The organism is Pseudomonas sp. IT-P2, assembly GCF_949767575.1.
GTDB classification, from domain to species: domain Bacteria; phylum Pseudomonadota; class Gammaproteobacteria; order Pseudomonadales; family Pseudomonadaceae; genus Aquipseudomonas; species Aquipseudomonas pharyngis.
The window spans coordinates 146,082-162,928 of sequence record NZ_CATKQA010000011.1 but is presented as its reverse complement, the minus strand read 5'-3'; the positions used below and the strand labels follow the sequence as shown (position 1 = coordinate 162,928).

Below are 16,847 nucleotides of genomic sequence, written 5' to 3'. Positions count from 1 at the left end.
AAGAGTCCTTAAGCGAGTGATGGATCAGGCGTTGGCGGTCCTGCGAAGCGGTGTCTGGGTATTCGACGCATCGGCGTAGAAGCGCTGCGCGACATCGGGATGGGAGCGCAGTCGACCCTTCAGATAATTCCAGCCGACATCGCGGAACAGCGGATTGAGCGGATCACTCGCCGGGCCGCGCGCCTCACGCAACAGCGCCGTCGGCAACGGATACAGCGGCACCACCGCATCCAGTTGCGCACCGAGGAAAAACGCGATGGACAAGCGCTCGCTGCCCACCGGCGGCGACACCACCCGATGCACCGTGGCACGCAGGTAACCGTTGGTGGCCAGCTCCAGCAGCTCGCCGATGTTCACCACCAAGGTGTTGTCCCGAGGCAGCGCATCGATCCAGCGCCCCTCTTCAATCTCCACTTGCAGCCCGGCCTGCTGGTCTTGCAGCAGAAAGCTGAGAAAACCCGAATCCTTGTGCGCACCGACGCCCTGATTGCTCGCCGTCGAGGCTTGCCCCGGATAGCGCATCAGCTTGATGTGTTCGTTGGGTTTGTCGCCGTACAACCGGTCGAAGGCGTCTTCCGGCAACGACAGTGACTGGGCGAATGCACGCAGCAGGCGCAGCGACATTTGGGTCATCGCCTGCTGCCAGTCGAGCAACAGCGGCTTGAGTTGCGGCAACGCTTCGGGCCATTGATTCGGCCCTTGCAGCCGCGCCCACAACGGACTGTCGGCGTTCAACGGCAAGACCTCACGCTCGGCGCCCAGATCGAATTGCTCACGCTGATCGGGCTGGCCACGGGTGATCTCGGAAGCGGCGCGGTTGTAGCCGCGAAAGTGCGGCGAATTGATCATGCCGACGGCGGTTTTCTCGCTGTCAGGCAAGGCGAAGAACTGGCGCGCGTAGTCCTGCACTTGCTCGAGCAGGCTGGCGTCGATGCCATGGCCGGTCAGGTAGAAAAAACCCACATCGCGGGCGGCATGGCGCAAGTCATCAAGAAAGGCCTGGCGTTGCGACGGCGTGCCGTCGAGCAGGGACAGGTCGAGGATGGGTAATGCGGTGATGTCTGAGGTGTGCGGCATGATTCACTCCCGTGTGAATCAAACCTGAAGAGTCCGTGATCGATTCAGCGTGTGCCGTCATGGCAATCGGGAGGTCTATCGGTTTGATGCTTTTGATTCGTCTATGAAACAAAACTAAACGATATTAAAAACACCGAACAAATATCTTTTTTGCATTAGCTTAGGTCTGTCTGACTACAGGACTCAGCTGACCACCGCGCCCTTCGGGCCGCTGGCAATAAGCGCCGCGCCACACGCAGTTTTCATGCCGTCGAGCGCAATGGGCACCCCATCGACGGTGTAGGTGCTGCTGCCCTCGGCAATCGGGAAAATCCCCTTGCACAATGGGCAACTGACCTTGTGACCGAGCCCGGCAATCGGCTTGCCGTTAAGGTCAGTCCGGGAGAAGGCTTCGAGGACCTTGCCACCGTGGGTGGTGGAGTCGCCGAGGCGGATTGCGTCTTTCATGTTGTCACTCCTTTGACCTGACTTCTGGCATGCCAAATGGGGCCGTGGAATCCATCAAACGTGAAAACGGCGGGCCTTGAGTCGTATCAGGGGAAGTAGCTTTCGATCTCGGGATACTCATCCAGGAACTCATCACTTCGAATAAAGGCGTCAAGATCCGGGGACTTCTTCGCAGCCGCGACAATCGCCTTGATCTTCTCTGCGTTGTCCGAGTTCACGACACGACCGATCAGAATAAGAGGCCATTCCTTGCCACTTGCCTGTCTTTGCAACGTTGAGAAGTTCACCGCAAGCCTTTCAGCAAAAACGCCCGCTTCAGCATGATCAAGAACACCCACCACGCGCTCTTGCACACCGTAGTCGTCTTCATCGCAAAAGGTCGACAGTAGTACATCAATGGTTTTTGCATCGAGTTCGTCGCGGACACTGCTCACGAGCGCCGAGAACTCACGAGCATCTTCCGGGTTCTCGTAGCGATCCAATGAAACCAGTTTATCTCGCCACACTTTGAACGCTTGATCATTCATGGTTTCTCTCACTTATCCAGAAATTTACGGCACTTGGCATACGCCAGCATTTCTTGCATTGCTTCATTGTACTTTCTGGGTTGTCCGACCTGAGTGGCTACACGGCGCACATCTCTGATCTCCATCGCCATTGCACCTCTCATGTCTCCCACTTCGATTTTTGACTGAACCTGAGCTCGATAGGCTTTTCCGGGATTACCCTGGTGGCCGTGACTCATTGTTTGGCTATGGTCATAGGGCTCCATTTGTATTGCTGGCCCCTGGCTTCTCTTAATCGGACTGGTGCTGTCTGCCGGCATGTGATGCGACTCGATCCCCGAGGCCGTGGTGCCTCCGTAAGATCCACCTCTGAATGGCCCGGTTCCTTCAGGGTTGCCTTTCTTCAGATCGGCACACGGACATCTTGCCAAGCCTAGCGGGTCAATCCAGCCCAGTGGACTCGGCGCATATACAAAGAGGTTCAACCCACCGTCATAACCGATGGGATCTTTGCTGATGAAGCGTCCAATCAACGGATCGTAATAACGATAACGATTGTAATGCAGCCCCGTTTCATGATCGTGATATTGCCCCTGGAAGCGAATCGGGTTGCCAATACCCTGTTGCTGCGCCAATGGCGAACGCTGCTCAGACACGCTCCCCCATGCCTTGTACTGAGCGCTCCAGGCTATTTCGCCATTCTGGTCGGTCAACTCCAGAGGCGTCCCCATTCGGTCGCATTGATACCAACTCAACACGTCGATTGGCAGTGCCACAGGTACGTGATTCCACAGCGGGTCGTCCTCCAATTGATACTCGCCGCTGAAGTCAGGCTGCCCCATCAGAATGATTGGCTGGTGTCGCAAAGCTTGCGCAACCGGAATGTAAGTACCCGGCTCATAGATGTAATGCACCGTGCGTCCGGGATCACCATCCAGCAGAGCCGGACTGCTCTCCCAGGCCAGCGTATCGCCGTCCCAGCCATACAATGTGAAACCACAACCCGACTCTCGCTGCTTGCGGACAAACTCATTGTCGTTCCACTGTGATCCGGCTTCAGGCCGCCGCTTGAAATGCGCAGTCGAGTTCTTGTAAAGGCGGCGTCCCAATACATCGTAGGCATACTCGACTTCCAGTCGGGCATCATCAAAGTGAACCAAACGGTCGAACAAATCCCAGCGCATTCTGGCGATACTGCCGTTGTGCCAGCGCTGTATCAGATTGCCTCGATCATCGTATTCATAGTGGGTACCCGAGTACTCGCGAAGCAGGTTGTCCACCCGCTTGCTACGCATCGGATCCTGATCCAGAGGTCGGCGCATCTGTTCAACCGGCTCATCAAGCAAGTTACCGGCAGGATCAAAGGCGAAAGTTTCCACACCCTGTCGACTCGCCGCCTTGATCAGGCGCCCCACCGGATCGTACTGATACGTCAGCGGCCCGCGTCGCGTGTCGTTGAGAAGGATCAGTTGGCCCGCAGGATCATATTGATATTCACGCTTGAGCAACGTGCGCTTGTCATCGCTGCGACCCAACAATTGCTCCTGCAACTGCCCAGCCGGGTCCCACTTCTGCGTCTGCAATAAATGGTTGCCCTGATGACGGGCGATTTCGCGATGCAGATCATCACGCTCCCAGGCCAGCAACTCGTGGTCATCCACTTTCAATCCCAGCAAGTGCCCGCTGCCGTAGGTCATCCAACTGACTCTTTGGCCATCCGGACGCACAGTCGCTACTCGCTGATTCAGGGCATCGTATTCATGTTGCCAGACTGCGATCCGAGGCTGCTCCAGACTCAGATAATGCTGATGTTCACGCAGCAGGTTGCCCGCTGGATCGTGGAACCACTGCAAGCGACTGTGATCATTTTCAGCCAGTGTCATATTGCCGTTGCCATCGTAGGCAAATGTTTCACTTTGTACCTGTTCGCCCAGACTCGCACGGCGCTCTATCAGACGGCCCATCAGGTCGAATTGGAAAGCCACTCGCCGCTCGCCATCAAGCTTGCTGCTCAAACGACCTGATTCAGTGTCGTACTGGTAGCGCGTAATATGGCCGTCGAAACCTGTTTCCTCCAATAACCGCCCCATCGGATCGTAGTGAAAATGGGCGCTACGCTCATTTTCGTTCTCCAAAGCGGTCAAACGACCGAGACGGTCCCAGCGATAGCGCAACGTTTGCTCAGCCGCATCCACTCGCTCGGCGATAAGGCCGGCGGCGCTGTAGTTCCAGGTGGTGCAGCGGTTCAGGCCGTCGACATGGGCCAACAGTCGCCCTTCGGCATCGCGACTGAAACGCTCCTCAGACTTGTCCGGATGCCTGATCAACACCAGTTGACCTGCCACATACTCATACTCGGTGCTTTGCCCTGCCGCATCGGTAAAGCAAATCAACTGACCCAGGCCGTTGTACTCCCAGGTACTGGTTTTGCCGGAACAATCGGTGTACCCGGTCAACTGACCGGCATCGTTGTATTCGAATTTCTTCTCTGCTCCGTTAGCATCCTTGACGGTCTCCGGATAGCCGGCAGATGTGTAGGTGTACTCCGTCTTGTTACCCAGAGGATCGACAGCTTCCACAAGATTGCCGCTGTCGTCATAAGCTCTGGTCCACTGTCCGCCCTCTGCATCACTAACCTTGATCAGTTGGTCCAGATCATCGTATGCGTAATGCACTACGGTGTTATCGGCACGGATGTGTTCGAGAAGATTGCCACGCTCGTCGTAGCTGAACCGATCAACGCTTCCATCGGTGTGGACATGTCGCACGACATTTTTGGCCTCATCGCGGAACAACCATTCCGAACGCTCATCCGGATGACGGATACGGTACGTGTAGCCAAGAATGTCGTAGTAGTGCCAGGTCTCATTGCCGTGAGCGTCAGTGACGTAGGTCAGACGAATGTTTTCGTCCCACTCAAGTCGAGTATCGAAGCTTCCATCATCCGCCCATTCACGAATCGCTTTGGCATCGGAGCCGTCCCCCTGCCATTGCAAATTCATGCCCCGCCCGGTCCGGTCGGTGTATCGCGTGATCAGATGGCTGCGGAATTCATAATTCCAGGCATAACCGTTTTCATCCCGTGCCTGAACCAGATCGCCCAACGCATCATAGTGATAGGCACACAGTTGGCGCTGAGGAATGCCATCGGCGATCTCCCACAAACCTGTCAGACGTCCGTGGTCATCGATCAGTGTTCCGAGTTGTAGATGAACCTTTGTAACGTCCCCCTGATAGGTGAGCAGGTCAGAGAGCACCGGCTCATCACCATGCATGTGCTCATAGTGCAGCATGATTCCGGCACCGCTGCGCAGCTCGATGCCGGCGAGCAGAAAGCGTGCCCCACGACGCACGTAGGTCTCCTTTCGCTCGACGCCGCGGCACAGCAGCAATTGATTTTCACCTGAGCGAATCAGAGTCAGGTTTTCAATCGGGTCATGATGGGCTTCGCCGACTTTGGGCAACGCAAACTCATGACTTCGGCCATCGGCCGCATGAAAGACCAACCCGTCATCCACATAATCGAAACGAGTGGTGAACTCGTTGATCCAGCGAGCACCCAGGCTGCCTTTGTCGTAGGCCTCCAGATTCGAGTAATAAGTACGGTTCCAGACCACGGGAAACGGGCCCGGCAAACGGAAATCCGTGTGGGTGATGGTTTCCGTGCCGCGTGCAAAGCTGATGTTTCTTTTCGTGCCTGTCGGGACGCGATTCTTGCAATCACTGGCATCAGAACGGGCTCGAGCCTGGCTTTGCTGCAACTCCAGTTGGCCTTTGCCGGCGCGTTGTTCTGCCTTGCTCGTGGCCCCCGGTTTGACACTGGCGGCCTGACCATGAGAGCGACGTTTGCGCCAAGTTACTACAGAGCCCGCCAACATCTGCAACAGCCAGCCGATGGAATGCTGAACGCCTGGGTCACCAAGCTTTTTCATCTGGGATTGCAGCTCCACCCCCAGCGTGCGAAGCATCGATGTGTTGCTCAGTACCAGAGCCTTGGCTTTCTCCGGCAGCAAGTTCTTGGCGGCACTGTTGGCAACGCCTTTGCCTGCAGCTTTGTAGGCACTGAAAGCGGCACCGAAAATGTTGCTGATAGCCGCCTTGGGGTCATGCAACAACTGACCGCGCGCCGCCGTGATTTTCGAACCGGCCGCATTGAGGTCTCCCTTCGCATCGAGCTTGCCGTTGACCACCTTTTCCAGGCCCTTGGCGATCTCGTTCACCACGCTTTGACCCAGTTTTCCAGCGTCGTCGAGAATGCCCGCCAGTTTGGGTTGTGCCTGTTTGACGAAGTCATCGATGGTGCCGACGATGGTCGCGTTCAGATGCCCGATCAACACTTCAATCAGAGAGTCCCCCAGCAGCATCTTGGCGCTGTTACGCAGCTCCTGACGCACCAACCCCAGGGTCGGGCGTAGTGTCATGCGCGCAGAAGCCATGGTCGGTGGCGCAGGCAATACACCAATCAGGTTGATACCCAGGCTGACCCAATCCAGCACCTGACGCTGTTTGCTTTTGGCCAGGGTGACGATGTCTCCAAGGGCATCAACCAACGCCATGATGTTGCCCACGACAGGAAGAGCACCCGCGACGTTCTTGACCCGATCGAGTGTGACGACACCGCCGCTGATAGACTGCAACCAGGCATCGAATTTGGCAGCGCCGCGTCCAACATCCTGAATATCGATCGTGTTGAGTGGCACCACCGCGACTTGCGGCTCACGCTGTTTCGCACCACCGCCCCCAGTTGTCATGACAGCACCTCACCCGCCAGCAATTCCGGAGTTTTCAAAGAAGGTTTTGGAAGTGTCGGCGTTGGCAGACTCGGCAACTTGCCCGCCTTGCTCGCCGCCCCGAGAATCCCCGACGCACTCGGCATTGCCGCACTCGCCAGTTTCGGCAGCCCGGCCCCTCCGCCCTGCATCACGCCTTTCACCTGCTGCGCCGTTTGCATCGCACGTTGCGCGGTCTGCACGGCGCCCATCCCTGTTTTCGCCATGTCCTTGCCCTTCTCCAACATGTCCCAGTTCTTGCTTGGCAGCACCTGCGCCACCATGGCCTGCACCTGGCTCGGAATGTCTTCGGCCCCCGGCGGATTCAACGGCCATTCCGGTTTGCCGATGTAACTGCCTTCGCTCCAGGTGTCCGCCGGATCCTGGCCGAACAGCACCCGCGCCGGGCCTGGTGCGGCGCCGGCAACGCTGGCGAACCCCTTCGCGTCGAGCTTGCCCTTGATGCTTTTGCCCAGCGCATCGATGACTTCGTAGTCGCCGTCCTTGATGCCCTGACGCCCGGCGTACTGGTTGAACAGCTCCAGATTGCCCTTGCCCGGTTTCGGTGGTTCCGGGAACACACCGGCCAGGGATTTCGCCCCGGTGTAGGCGAAGTTCGCCGCGTGGGCGGTGTACGGGCCGCTGGTGGCGTGGGTGATGCCGCCGGCGTTGTAGGTCGTGGCGCTGCCGCCACCCTGGATCACCAGTTCGGTCTTGGCGGTGATGGTGATGCGGTCGGCGTTGGCGGTGATGTTGAGTTTGGCCAGCAGGTTGATGCTGTCCTTCAGCGCCTTGACGTCGATGTCGCCGGACGCTGCGACCAGACGCCAACCCATGCTTTGCACGAACAGACGCATGCCACGGCTGGCGCTGGCCAGCAGGCGTTTGCCGATGGAAAAACTGGTGTGCCCGGTACTGCTCAGCGCCAGGTGTTCGCCGGTGGCTATGTGGCTGGAGCGCGGGGTGGTCAGGGCGATGCCGGCGGGACTGGCGAGTACCAGATGCGGCTCGGTGAACTCGGGAAATTCGTTGGCGGTGAGGTTCGCCGGGCCACTGCCGAGTACGCCTTGATGCTGCGCGTGCAAGGCCTTGGCCACGTCGTCCTGATCGCCCGCTTCCTGGGCCTGAAGCTCTTTGGCTTGTGTGGCGAAACCGTCCTGTTGGTCGCTGGCGGTGGCCAGGCGCTCGGCGGTTTCCGGCAGGTCCTTGTGGTGTTTCGATTCGTTCGGACGCGGTTCGGTGGTGATCAGCAGACCGGCTCCGGCACGCACGGCGCCGTGGCGGTCGGTTCTTAACTCAAAACCTTCACCCCGAGGCTGACCGCCGCTTGGGCGCGGGTGGGTCAGGTAACCAAGGTTGATCGCGCTCGCGCCGTGATCGCTGCGCAGCGCGATGCTGATCTCGCTGGTGGTGTCGTCGATGCGCAGTTCGTTGGCGCGGCTGCCCTTGTATTCCTTGCTCTTGACCGTGGCCAGGGTCTTGAAGTCCGGCAGCTTGTACGGCGGCAGATTGGCGCCGTGGTACAGGCAACCGGTGATCAGCGGCTGATCGGGATCGCCTTCGAGGAAGGTGATCAGCACTTCCATGCCGACCCGCGGAATGTTGATCGAGCCAAAGGTTTCCGCCGCCCAACTGGAGGCCACGCGCATCCAGCAGGTGGTCTTGTCGTCGTGCTGGCCTTCGCGGTCCCAGAAGAACTGCACCTTCACCCGGCCGTACTGGTCGCAGAAAATTTCTTCGCCTTCGGGACCGGTGACCACGGCGCTTTGCGAACCGAGGACTTTGGGTTTCGGGTGGTCCAGCGGCGGACGGTACGGCACGTCCCACGGGATCGCGCTGAAGCGGTTGCGATAGCCCTGATGGAAATCGTCTTTGTTGTCGGTGGTGTCGCTGGTCACCGACTCTTCCAGCACTTGCGGCTGCTTGCCTTCGTGGAAGATTTCGGTGAGCAGCCACAGATCGTTCCACGTCGGGTTGGCGTGGTCGGTCAGCGCCAGAAAATGCCCGGTGACCAGGATCGGCTGATCGCTGTTGCCCTCGGCCAGGCGATAGTCGCTGCGATGGCGTTCGAGGTTGCGGTTGGCCAGGTGCTTGCCACGCTCGCGATCCACGAAACGGCCCGGGTAATCGTAGTCTTCCAGGTCCGGCTGGGCGCTGCTCTTGGCGTCGCTTTCCAGCTCGATCTTCGGTTTGACGAAGTCGTAATCGCGGCGCGTGGTACGGCTGGTGCGGGTGGCCAGGCGCAGGCCGAAACGCTTGACCACCGGTTGGTCCGCCACCAGCCCGGAGTCCTGCTGATAGGCCACCGGCGCCAGTTTCGGGAACACCGTCTGGTCATCGCCGAAGGTCAGTTTGTGGCCGCTGGACGTGTGCTGGAAGTGGTAGTGAATCCCCTCTTCTTCGCACAGGCGCTGGACGAAATGCAGGTCCGATTCGTCGTACTGCGTGCAGTAGACGCGCTCGGGATACACCGCACTCAACTGGAAGTGGTAATCGCTGGCCAGAATGCCGTGCTCTTCCAGCACCTGACTGATGATCTGCTGCACGGTCATCTGCTGAAAGATGCGCTGGTTGAAGCGGTGCGCCAGGTACGAAAGCTGCGGTCGCAGGGAGATCTTGTAGCGGGTCAGGCGCTTGCCCGCCTCGCCCTGGGCGATGCTGTAGATCAGCCCGTGAATACCGGTGCCGCTCGGCGACAGCTGAAGAAACGCCAGTTTGTGCAGCAGGTTTTCGAGGTTGATCGAGGCCTTTTCGCTGACCAGTTCCAGCTCGAATTCGAAGGGAGTGTTGAGGGCTTCCCGACCGGTGAACGACAGCACCTGAAAGTCGCTGTCCGCGCCATCGATAGTCAGATTGAAGTGAGGCTGGTTGGCCGGTGAGAACATTCCCTTGTCCCTCGTGCTGTGCTGCAACCCACGCCAGATGGATAAGCATCTGGCGGCAGTAATCCTTTAAGAACTCAGAGGTTCCGGCCAGTAACGCTGGCCGGAACGGTACAACCATCAGCCGCGTTTAAACGACCGGAGCACGCCAGTCATCGGAGCCCGAAGTACCGGAGACTTCGTGGGTCCAGGTGATCTTGCGGTAGGTGAAATGCACCTCTTCCAGATGAGTGAAGTGGGCGTTTGCCGGGTCCTGGCAGTTGTGCATCTTGTTGTTGATGGCGACGATGATCGCGTCCTCCAGTTTGGTGGTGTAGTAGTGCTCTTGAGTGCCTTGCGCCGAAGTGCGATACCACTGGATAACGATTTCGCTCATGCGCTCGCCGGAAGTCAGAGCCGCTTGCAGCAGAGGCGAAGCCTTGTCGTAGACCTTGGTGATCACGACTGGCTTGTGCACGCGCTGACCGGTTGGCTGACCGGATTGCGGGTCACGCGGGATGATCACGTCGTGGCTGAAAGCCTGAACCATGACCTGGTCTTCGTGGCCTTCCTGATAGGTGTTGCCAACGGAGTCGGCGGTGAAGGCGCCGGCAGTGATCAGGCCTTGTTTTTCGCCGGTAACCGACATGTACGCTGGTGTTGCCATGGGGTGTGCTCCTTGCTCAAAAGACAGGACCGGACGGCGTGATTGCCTGTCCTGGTGGCCAAGGAGATATCAAAAGTCGTGCCAGCCGTATCAGGGCTGTTACCCATCAAAGACTTACGACGTTTACGTGAGATTCGTTCGATTTTGGCTGTAGGAAACAGGGAAAAAGTGCGCAAGAAGTTGCGCAGTGCTGTGCAACTTCTTGCGCACTTGGCTGGAGGCCTTGATCTGCGAGGCCTCCAGCTATTTTTACCGTGATTTTATTACGGATTACTGCGCAACTTTTTGCGCAGTTCCGCCAATGCGAACAGAACTGCGGAATCAGTACTCCTGCAACGCCCGTGGTCGTTGACTGCGCTGCTGCGCCGCCGCATCCGGCGCCTGCTGCAACTGAAAGTCGAACTTCAATTCGGCTCGACGTCCCGCTGCATCCTCCAGAAATTCGACCTCCCCGACCAACCCTTCACGGGTCGCATACGCAAAGTCATCCCACAGGTATTTGTCACCCGACAGATTGATCTGCGTCGTCAGGTGCCGGTGCCCCGGTGCGGAAATGAAGAAGTGAATATGAGCCGGGCGCTGGCCGTGGCGGCCGAGCAGGTCGAGGCATTCCTGGGTCGGGCCTTTCGGGTCGCAGCCATAACCGGAGGGCACGATGCTGCGGGCGCGGTAGCGGCCTTCGGCGTCGGTGATGATCCGGCGGCGCAGGTTGTATTCGGATTGGCTCTGATCGAAGAACGAGTAAGTGCCTTTGGTGTTAGCGTGCCACAGGTCGACCGTGGCGCCGGCCAGCGGCTGGCCCTGCGGGTCGAACACCTGGCCTTCGAGCAACATCAGCGTGGCGACGCCCTCCTCGCTGCCGTCGTCCATGCGGCATTCACCTTCGTACAGCGGCGCGCCGGCCACGTACAACGGGCCTTCGATGGTGCGCGGCGTGCCGCCGGTCAAGCCGATCTGCGCATCCTTGGCGTCCTGCAGCAGGTCGAGGAAATGTTCGAGGCCGAGACCGGCCACCAGCAGCCCGGCTTCCGAGCGGCCGCCCAGGCGGTTGAGGTAATCGACGGCTTTCCAGAATTCGTCTTCGCTGATGTCCAGGTCTTCGATGATCCGGGCGGTGTCCTGCAACACCCGCAGGACGATGGTTTTCAGACGCGAGCTGCCGCCGTCGTTGGCGAAACCGGCGGCTTGTTCGAAGAACGCTTGCAGCTCGGCAGTGTGGGCAATCTTCACGGTCATGGTGTTCACCTCATCTTGTTGTTGTGGGGTCGGGTCCGGGCTCAGCGGTCGTCGGTGTGGATCGATGAGGGATGGCGGCAGAGGCCGTCGATCTCGATGTCCATGTAGGGAAACAGCGGCAACAGCATCAGGGTGTCGTGCAGCGCTTCGACGCTGGGCACGTCGAACACGCTGTAATTGGCGTAGTGCCCGGCGATGCGCCAGAGATGGCGCCACTGGCCTTCGCGTTGCAGGCGCTGGGCGAGTTCCTTTTCGTCGGCCTTGAGCTTTGTGGCAACGGCCGGGTCCATGTCGGCGGGCAATTTCACGGTCATTTTTACGTGGAACAGCATGGCGTTCTCCTTAGGGAATCAGTGCCGGCGAAAACGCGCCAGACGCTCTTCATCCAGCGTCAGGCCCAGGCCCGGCGTGCGTGGAATGTGCAAGTGAAAGTCGCGGTACTGCAGGCGCTCGGTGACGATGTCTTCGGTCAGCAACAGCGGGCCGAACAGCTCGGTGTCCCAGGTCAACTGCCTGAGCGTGAGGAACGCATGGGCCGAAGCCAGCGTGCCGACGGAGCCTTCGAGCATGGTGCCGCCGTACAAAGCGATGCCGGCGGCTTCGGCGATTTGCGCGGTGCGCAACACGGCGCGCGGGCCGCCGTTCTTGGCGATCTTCAGGGCGAAGACGCTGGCGGCTCCGTCGGCGGCGAGGCTGAACGCATCCTCGACGCTTTCAATGGATTCGTCGGCCATGATCGGCGCCGGGCTGCGCTGGTTCAGGCGAATCTGCCCCGAACGATTGACCCGCGAGATCGGCTGCTCGATCAGATCGATACCGTTGTCGCCGAGCACCTGGCAGCCACGAATCGCCTGGGATTCGTCCCAATACTGGTTGACGTCGACCCGTACGCTGGCGCGCTCACCCAGGGCTTTTTTGATCGCCACCACGTGTTTCAGATCCTGCTCCAACGGGTTGGCGCCGATCTTCAATTTGAAGATCCGGTGCCGCCGCGCTTCCAGCATTTGTTCGGCCTCGGCGATGTCGCGGGCGGTGTCGCCGCTGGCCAGAGTCCAGGCGACTTCGAGGCTGTCGCGGACCCGGCCACCGAGCAGTTCGCTCACGGGCAGACCGAGACGTTTGCCTTGGGCATCGAGCAAGGCGCTCTCGATGCCGGACTTGGCGAAGGTGTTGCCCTTGGCGATCTTGTCGAGTTTCTGCATCGCGGCGTTGATGTTGTCCGCGTCCACGCCGATCAGCGCCGGCGCCAGGTGCGCGTCGATGTTGGCCTTGATGCTTTCCGGGCTTTCGTAGCCGTAGGCCAGACCGCCAATGGTGGTGGCTTCGCCGATGCCTTCGATACCGTCACTGCAACGCAGGCGCAGGATCACCAGCGTCTGGTTCTGCATCGTGTGCATCGCCAGTTTGTGCGGGCGGATGGTCGGCAGGTCGACGATGACCGCCGACAGGTTTTCAATCAGGATCCGGTTCATGTCAGTGTCCATTCAAGCGTGATCAACCGAGGTCACCGCCACCGACCGGCAGGGTTACCCCGGTGATGTAGGAGGCGTCGTCCGAGGCGAGAAACAGGATCGCGCCGACCTGTTCGTCAATGGTTCCGTAGCGTTTCATCAGGCTGCTATCAAGGGTTTGCGCGACGATTTCCTGATACCAGGCCTGCTCCTGCTCAGATTGTTCGGCGGCGTTGCGCGGGATGCGCCGGGGCGGCGCTTCGGTGCCTCCGGGCGCGGTGGCGTTGACCCGGATCCCGCGCTCGGCATTTTCGAAGGCCAGGCAGGCGGTCAGTGCGTTGATTCCGCCCTTCGCCGCGCCATACGGAACGCGGTTCAGGCTGCGGGTCGCAATCGACGACACATTGACGATCGCGCCACGCCCCTGCTTGAGCATGTGCGGCAATGCGGCGTGGCAGCACCACAGCGTCGGGAACAGCGAGCGGCGCACTTCGGCCTCGATCTGCTCGACTTCGTAGTGCTCGAACGGCTTGGCCCAGATGGTGCCGCCGACGTTGTTGACCAGCACATCCAGGCGCCCGAACGCATCGACGGATGCCCTCATCACCCGCGCACAATCGGCGTATTGCTCGAGGTCGGCGGTCAGCGACAGCACGCCCTCGCCTTGCAGTTCGTGAACCAGTTCGGAGCGGTCGACAGCAATCACCTGCGCGCCCTCCTCCAGCAAACGCTCGCACACCCGGCGACCGATGCCCTGCGCCGCGCCAGTGACCAGCGCGACCTTGTTGGCGAATCTGTTGTTCATGACAACCTCGCAATTCAGAAAGAAGACTCAGGCCGCCGCGAATTTCTCGTAGTAGAAGTTCGCCGGCGTGATGCCCTGCTCGCGGATGTACTGGCTGACGGCCTCGACCATCGGCGGCGGACCGCACAGGTACACGTCGACATCGCCTTCGTTGAGGTGGCGCGGTTCGATGTGCTGGGTGACGTAGCCCTTGAGCGGATGCTGGCTCTGCGGATTGGCCACGCAGGCGCCGAAGCTGAAATTCGGGATGCGCGCGGCGAAGGCTTCGAGGCGGTCGAGTTCCACCAGATCGAAATCGTTGGTCACACCGTAGATCAGGTGAACCGGATGTTCGCTGCCCTGCTCGGCGATCTTCTCCAGCATCGCGTTGAACGGCGCCAGCCCGGTGCCGCCCGCCAACAGCAACAACGGCCGCTTGATCTCGCGCAGGTAAAAACTGCCCAGCGGCCCGGCCAGATTCAGGCTGTCGCCGGCCTTGGCCAGCCCGGTGAGGAAGCTGCTCATCAGGCCGCCGGGGACATTGCGGATCAGGAAACTGACCTCGCCGTTCTTCTGCAACGAGCTGAAGGAATAGGCGCGGGATTGCTCGCTGCCCGGCACTTGCAGGTTGACGTACTGACCGGGCAGGAACGCCAGTTTGCTCAGGGATTCGCCCTTGAGCGACAGCGCGATGGTGCTTTCGGAAAGCTGCCGGACATCGCTGATCGACGCCTGATAACTCGCCTGCTCGGTCTTGCACACCTGCGAGCCGACCGGCACTCGCACCACGCAATCGCTTTCGGCGCGCATCTGGCAGGTCAGCACATAACCCTGGGCCAGTTCGTCGTCACTCAGGGCGTCTTCGATGAAGTTGTCGCCCATGGCGTAACGCCCGGCTTCGGCGAAACACTTGCAGGTGCCGCAGGCGCCATCGCGGCAGTCCAGCGGGATGTTGATGCCTTGGCGATACGCCGCGTCGGCAACGGTTTCGTGGCCCGAGGTCTCGATGAAACGGGTGACCCCGTCTTCGAAATTCAGTGCGATCTGGAAACTCATGGTGCACCTCGCTCACAGCGTCGAGCCCGGCTCGCCGCCGTCTCGATCAGATGTGGTAGATGTCGATGACCTGACGGACGTAATCGTTCTTCAGCACGACTTTCTTGGCCTTGATCAGCGGCTGTTCGCCGCGCAAGTCGAGGGTGTAGAAGCTGGTGCCGAAATAACTGTCGGTGACCTGAAAGCGAAAGCTCAGGGTGTGCCAGTTAAAGCGCACCTGACATTGCCCTTCGCCCTGCTCGACGATCTCGATGTTGCTGAGGTTGTGCGAGGTGCGAGTGTCGGGGATGGTCGCGCTGGAGCGCTCGGTCTTGATCCGGAACACCCGGTCTTCGAGGCCGCCACGGTTGCCATACCAGATCAACGAGATTTCGCTTTGCGGGTCTTCGGTCAGGGTGTCGTGGTCGTCCCAGGCCGGCATCCAGAAACTGGCGTCGGCGGCGTAGAGTTCCAGCCACTGATCCCACTGGCCGTCGTCCAGATAACGCGCTTCGCGGTAGAGGAAATCGCGCACGGTGTCGTAGAGGTTGCTCATCACACAGCCTCCACAGGGATCAGGTTTTTATCGCTGGCGGCGGCCTTGAGCATGGTTTCCTGCCAGTACTTGTGTTGCAGCACGAACAGGCCTTCGTCCTCGGTGCGCATGCCGGACAGCAAGGGCTTGAGGTCGATTTCCTCGGCCGCCGCGTCCGCGCCTTCGACCCAATGGGTCGCGCCACGGGACATGTCGTTCCAGCCGCGTCCGGCGCCGTAACCGGTCTGGCACGAGCGGAATTCTTCGAGATCATCCGGGGTGGCCATGCCGCTGACGTTGAAGAAGTCTTCGTACTGGCGGATACGCTTGGCCCGGGCCTCCGCGCTCTCGCCCTTGGGCGCGATGCAATAGATGGTGATCTCGGTCTTGTCGACGGAGATCGGCCGGGCGATGCGGATCTGCGAGCTGAACTGATCCATCAGGTACACGTTGGGGTACAGGCACAGGTTGCGCGAGTTCTCGATCATCCAGTCGGCGCGGGCCTGGCCGAAGTCCCGGGCCAGTTCATCACGACGCTCGTAGGCCGGGCGATCCTCGGGGTTGGCCCAGCGGGTCCAGAGCAGCAGATGGCCGTGGTCGAACGAGTAGAAACCGCCGCCCTTCTTCGCCCAGCTGCCGGCGCTCATGGTCTTGATCTCTTCGCCGGCGTCGCGCTGCTGACGCTGGTTCTGGGTGGCGGCGTAGTTCCAGTGCACGGAGCTGACGTGATAGCCGTCGGCGCCATTTTCGGCGGTGAGTTTCCAGTTGCCTTCATAGATGTAGGAGCTGGAACCGCGCAGCACTTCCAGACCTTCAGGGGACTGATCGACGATCATGTCGATGATCTTGGCCGACTCGCCCAGATGCTCGGCAAGCGACTTCACATCGGCATTCAGGCTGCCGAACAGAAAGCCGCGATAGGACTCGAAACGCGCGACTTTGGTGAGGTCGTGGGAGCCTTCGCAGTTGAAGCCTTCGGGATAGCCGGCTTCGCCCGGGTCCTTGACCTTGAGCAGTTTGCCGCTGTTGTTGAACGTCCAGCCGTGGAACGGGCAGGTATAGCTGGAACGGTTGCCGGACTTGTGCCGGCAAAGCATCGCGCCGCGATGGCTGCACGCATTGAGAAAGGCATTGAGTTCACCGGCCTTGTTGCGGGCGATGAACACGGGCTGGCGACCCATGGTGGTAGTCAGAAAATCGTTGGCGTTGGGGATCTGGCTTTCGTGGGCGAGGTAGATCCAGTTGCCTTCGAAGATGTGCGCCATCTCCAGTTCGAACAGCCGCGGATCGGTGAACATCTCCCGCTTGCAGCGGTAGGCCCCCTTTTCGGGGTCCTCTTCAAGCATGGCATTGAGGTAGTCGATTCCCAGGGACATGGCCGGGGCCTCCATTGTTATTGTTCAGGCCAGGTCAGATTAGGGAGGCAACGCGGGCGGCAATATCCGAATCCTGCAGAGCGCTATCCGTTTTGTGCAGGAC

At 59.9% G+C, this 16,847-nt stretch carries 13 protein-coding genes; all 13 read right to left on the bottom strand.

The genetic code is table 11. The features are described 5' to 3' along the window. Positions 1–24: 24 nt before the first annotated feature. Positions 25–1,077: an isopenicillin N synthase family dioxygenase gene (locus ACM6JM_RS07510; RefSeq protein WP_414881583.1), complete on the bottom strand. Its 1,053-nt coding sequence runs from the start codon at positions 1,075–1,077 to the stop codon at positions 25–27. Between the two features lie 183 nt (positions 1,078–1,260). Next, on the bottom strand, positions 1,261–1,524 hold the full coding sequence (locus ACM6JM_RS07505) for a PAAR domain-containing protein (RefSeq protein ID WP_039771176.1): 264 nt from the start codon (positions 1,522–1,524) through the stop codon (positions 1,261–1,263). A gap of 86 nt (positions 1,525–1,610) precedes the next feature. Further along, complete coding sequence (locus ACM6JM_RS07500; protein ID WP_074690776.1) at positions 1,611–2,051, bottom strand: hypothetical protein; 441 nt, start codon at positions 2,049–2,051, stop codon at positions 1,611–1,613. 8 nt (positions 2,052–2,059) lie between these two features. Beyond that, a complete protein-coding gene (locus ACM6JM_RS07495) occupies positions 2,060–6,781 on the bottom strand; it encodes an RHS repeat-associated core domain-containing protein (protein ID WP_085667206.1) in 4,722 nt (1,573 codons plus the stop codon). Beyond that, a complete protein-coding gene (locus ACM6JM_RS07490; protein ID WP_414881582.1) occupies positions 6,778–9,684 on the bottom strand; it encodes a type VI secretion system tip protein VgrG in 2,907 nt (968 codons plus the stop codon). Before ACM6JM_RS07490 ends, ACM6JM_RS07495 begins: the two co-directional genes overlap by 4 nt. 127 nt (positions 9,685–9,811) lie before the next feature. Beyond that, a complete protein-coding gene (locus ACM6JM_RS07485) occupies positions 9,812–10,327 on the bottom strand; it encodes an Hcp family type VI secretion system effector (RefSeq protein ID WP_064381961.1) in 516 nt (171 codons plus the stop codon). Between the two features lie 321 nt (positions 10,328–10,648). Further along, positions 10,649–11,563 (bottom strand): catechol 1,2-dioxygenase, encoded by a 915-nt coding sequence (catA, locus tag ACM6JM_RS07480; protein WP_103386238.1) that lies wholly within the window; start codon positions 11,561–11,563, stop codon positions 10,649–10,651. Between the two features lie 41 nt (positions 11,564–11,604). Further along, positions 11,605–11,895 carry a muconolactone Delta-isomerase gene (gene catC, locus ACM6JM_RS07475; RefSeq protein WP_039771165.1) on the bottom strand — a complete coding sequence of 97 codons (291 nt, stop codon included), beginning with the start codon at positions 11,893–11,895 and terminating at the stop codon, positions 11,605–11,607. Between the two features lie 18 nt (positions 11,896–11,913). Then, the gene (locus ACM6JM_RS07470) at positions 11,914–13,035 is read right to left on the bottom strand and encodes a muconate cycloisomerase family protein (RefSeq protein WP_414881581.1); all 1,122 of its coding nucleotides are present in this window, start codon (positions 13,033–13,035) and stop codon (positions 11,914–11,916) included. A gap of 22 nt (positions 13,036–13,057) precedes the next feature. Continuing rightward, positions 13,058–13,819: a 1,6-dihydroxycyclohexa-2,4-diene-1-carboxylate dehydrogenase gene (locus tag ACM6JM_RS07465; protein ID WP_414881580.1), complete on the bottom strand. Its 762-nt coding sequence runs from the start codon at positions 13,817–13,819 to the stop codon at positions 13,058–13,060. A gap of 27 nt (positions 13,820–13,846) precedes the next feature. Further along, entirely contained in the window at positions 13,847–14,854 is a 1,008-nt protein-coding gene (gene benC / locus ACM6JM_RS07460; RefSeq protein ID WP_414881579.1) for a benzoate 1,2-dioxygenase electron transfer component BenC, read from the bottom strand. Between the two features lie 46 nt (positions 14,855–14,900). Continuing rightward, positions 14,901–15,389, bottom strand: coding sequence for a benzoate 1,2-dioxygenase small subunit (gene benB / locus ACM6JM_RS07455; protein WP_414881578.1), 489 nt, complete (start codon positions 15,387–15,389; stop codon positions 14,901–14,903). Next, positions 15,389–16,744 carry a benzoate 1,2-dioxygenase large subunit gene (gene benA / locus ACM6JM_RS07450; protein ID WP_414881577.1) on the bottom strand — a complete coding sequence of 452 codons (1,356 nt, stop codon included), beginning with the start codon at positions 16,742–16,744 and terminating at the stop codon, positions 15,389–15,391. Before benA ends, benB begins: the two co-directional genes overlap by 1 nt. Positions 16,745–16,847: the final 103 nt, after the last annotated feature.

Bases quoted from the DNA above. Each gene is read 5' to 3' on its own strand.
- catC (WP_039771165.1), bottom strand. From the start codon at position 11,895: ATGCTGTTCCACGTAAAAATGACCGTGAAATTGCCCGCCGACATGGAC.
- ACM6JM_RS07500 (WP_074690776.1), bottom strand. From the start codon at position 2,051: ATGAATGATCAAGCGTTCAAAGTGTGGCGAGATAAACTGGTTTCATTG.
- ACM6JM_RS07495 (WP_085667206.1), bottom strand. From the start codon at position 6,781: ATGACAACTGGGGGCGGTGGTGCGAAACAGCGTGAGCCGCAAGTCGCG.
- benC (WP_414881579.1), bottom strand. From the start codon at position 14,854: ATGAGTTTCCAGATCGCACTGAATTTCGAAGACGGGGTCACCCGTTTC.
- benB (WP_414881578.1), bottom strand. From the start codon at position 15,389: ATGAGCAACCTCTACGACACCGTGCGCGATTTCCTCTACCGCGAAGCG.
- ACM6JM_RS07485 (WP_064381961.1), bottom strand. From the start codon at position 10,327: ATGGCAACACCAGCGTACATGTCGGTTACCGGCGAAAAACAAGGCCTG.
- ACM6JM_RS07510 (WP_414881583.1), bottom strand. From the start codon at position 1,077: ATGCCGCACACCTCAGACATCACCGCATTACCCATCCTCGACCTGTCC.
- ACM6JM_RS07505 (WP_039771176.1), bottom strand. From the start codon at position 1,524: ATGAAAGACGCAATCCGCCTCGGCGACTCCACCACCCACGGTGGCAAG.
- ACM6JM_RS07470 (WP_414881581.1), bottom strand. From the start codon at position 13,035: ATGAACCGGATCCTGATTGAAAACCTGTCGGCGGTCATCGTCGACCTG.
- benA (WP_414881577.1), bottom strand. From the start codon at position 16,744: ATGTCCCTGGGAATCGACTACCTCAATGCCATGCTTGAAGAGGACCCC.
- ACM6JM_RS07465 (WP_414881580.1), bottom strand. From the start codon at position 13,819: ATGAACAACAGATTCGCCAACAAGGTCGCGCTGGTCACTGGCGCGGCG.
- catA (WP_103386238.1), bottom strand. From the start codon at position 11,563: ATGACCGTGAAGATTGCCCACACTGCCGAGCTGCAAGCGTTCTTCGAA.
- ACM6JM_RS07490 (WP_414881582.1), bottom strand. From the start codon at position 9,684: ATGTTCTCACCGGCCAACCAGCCTCACTTCAATCTGACTATCGATGGC.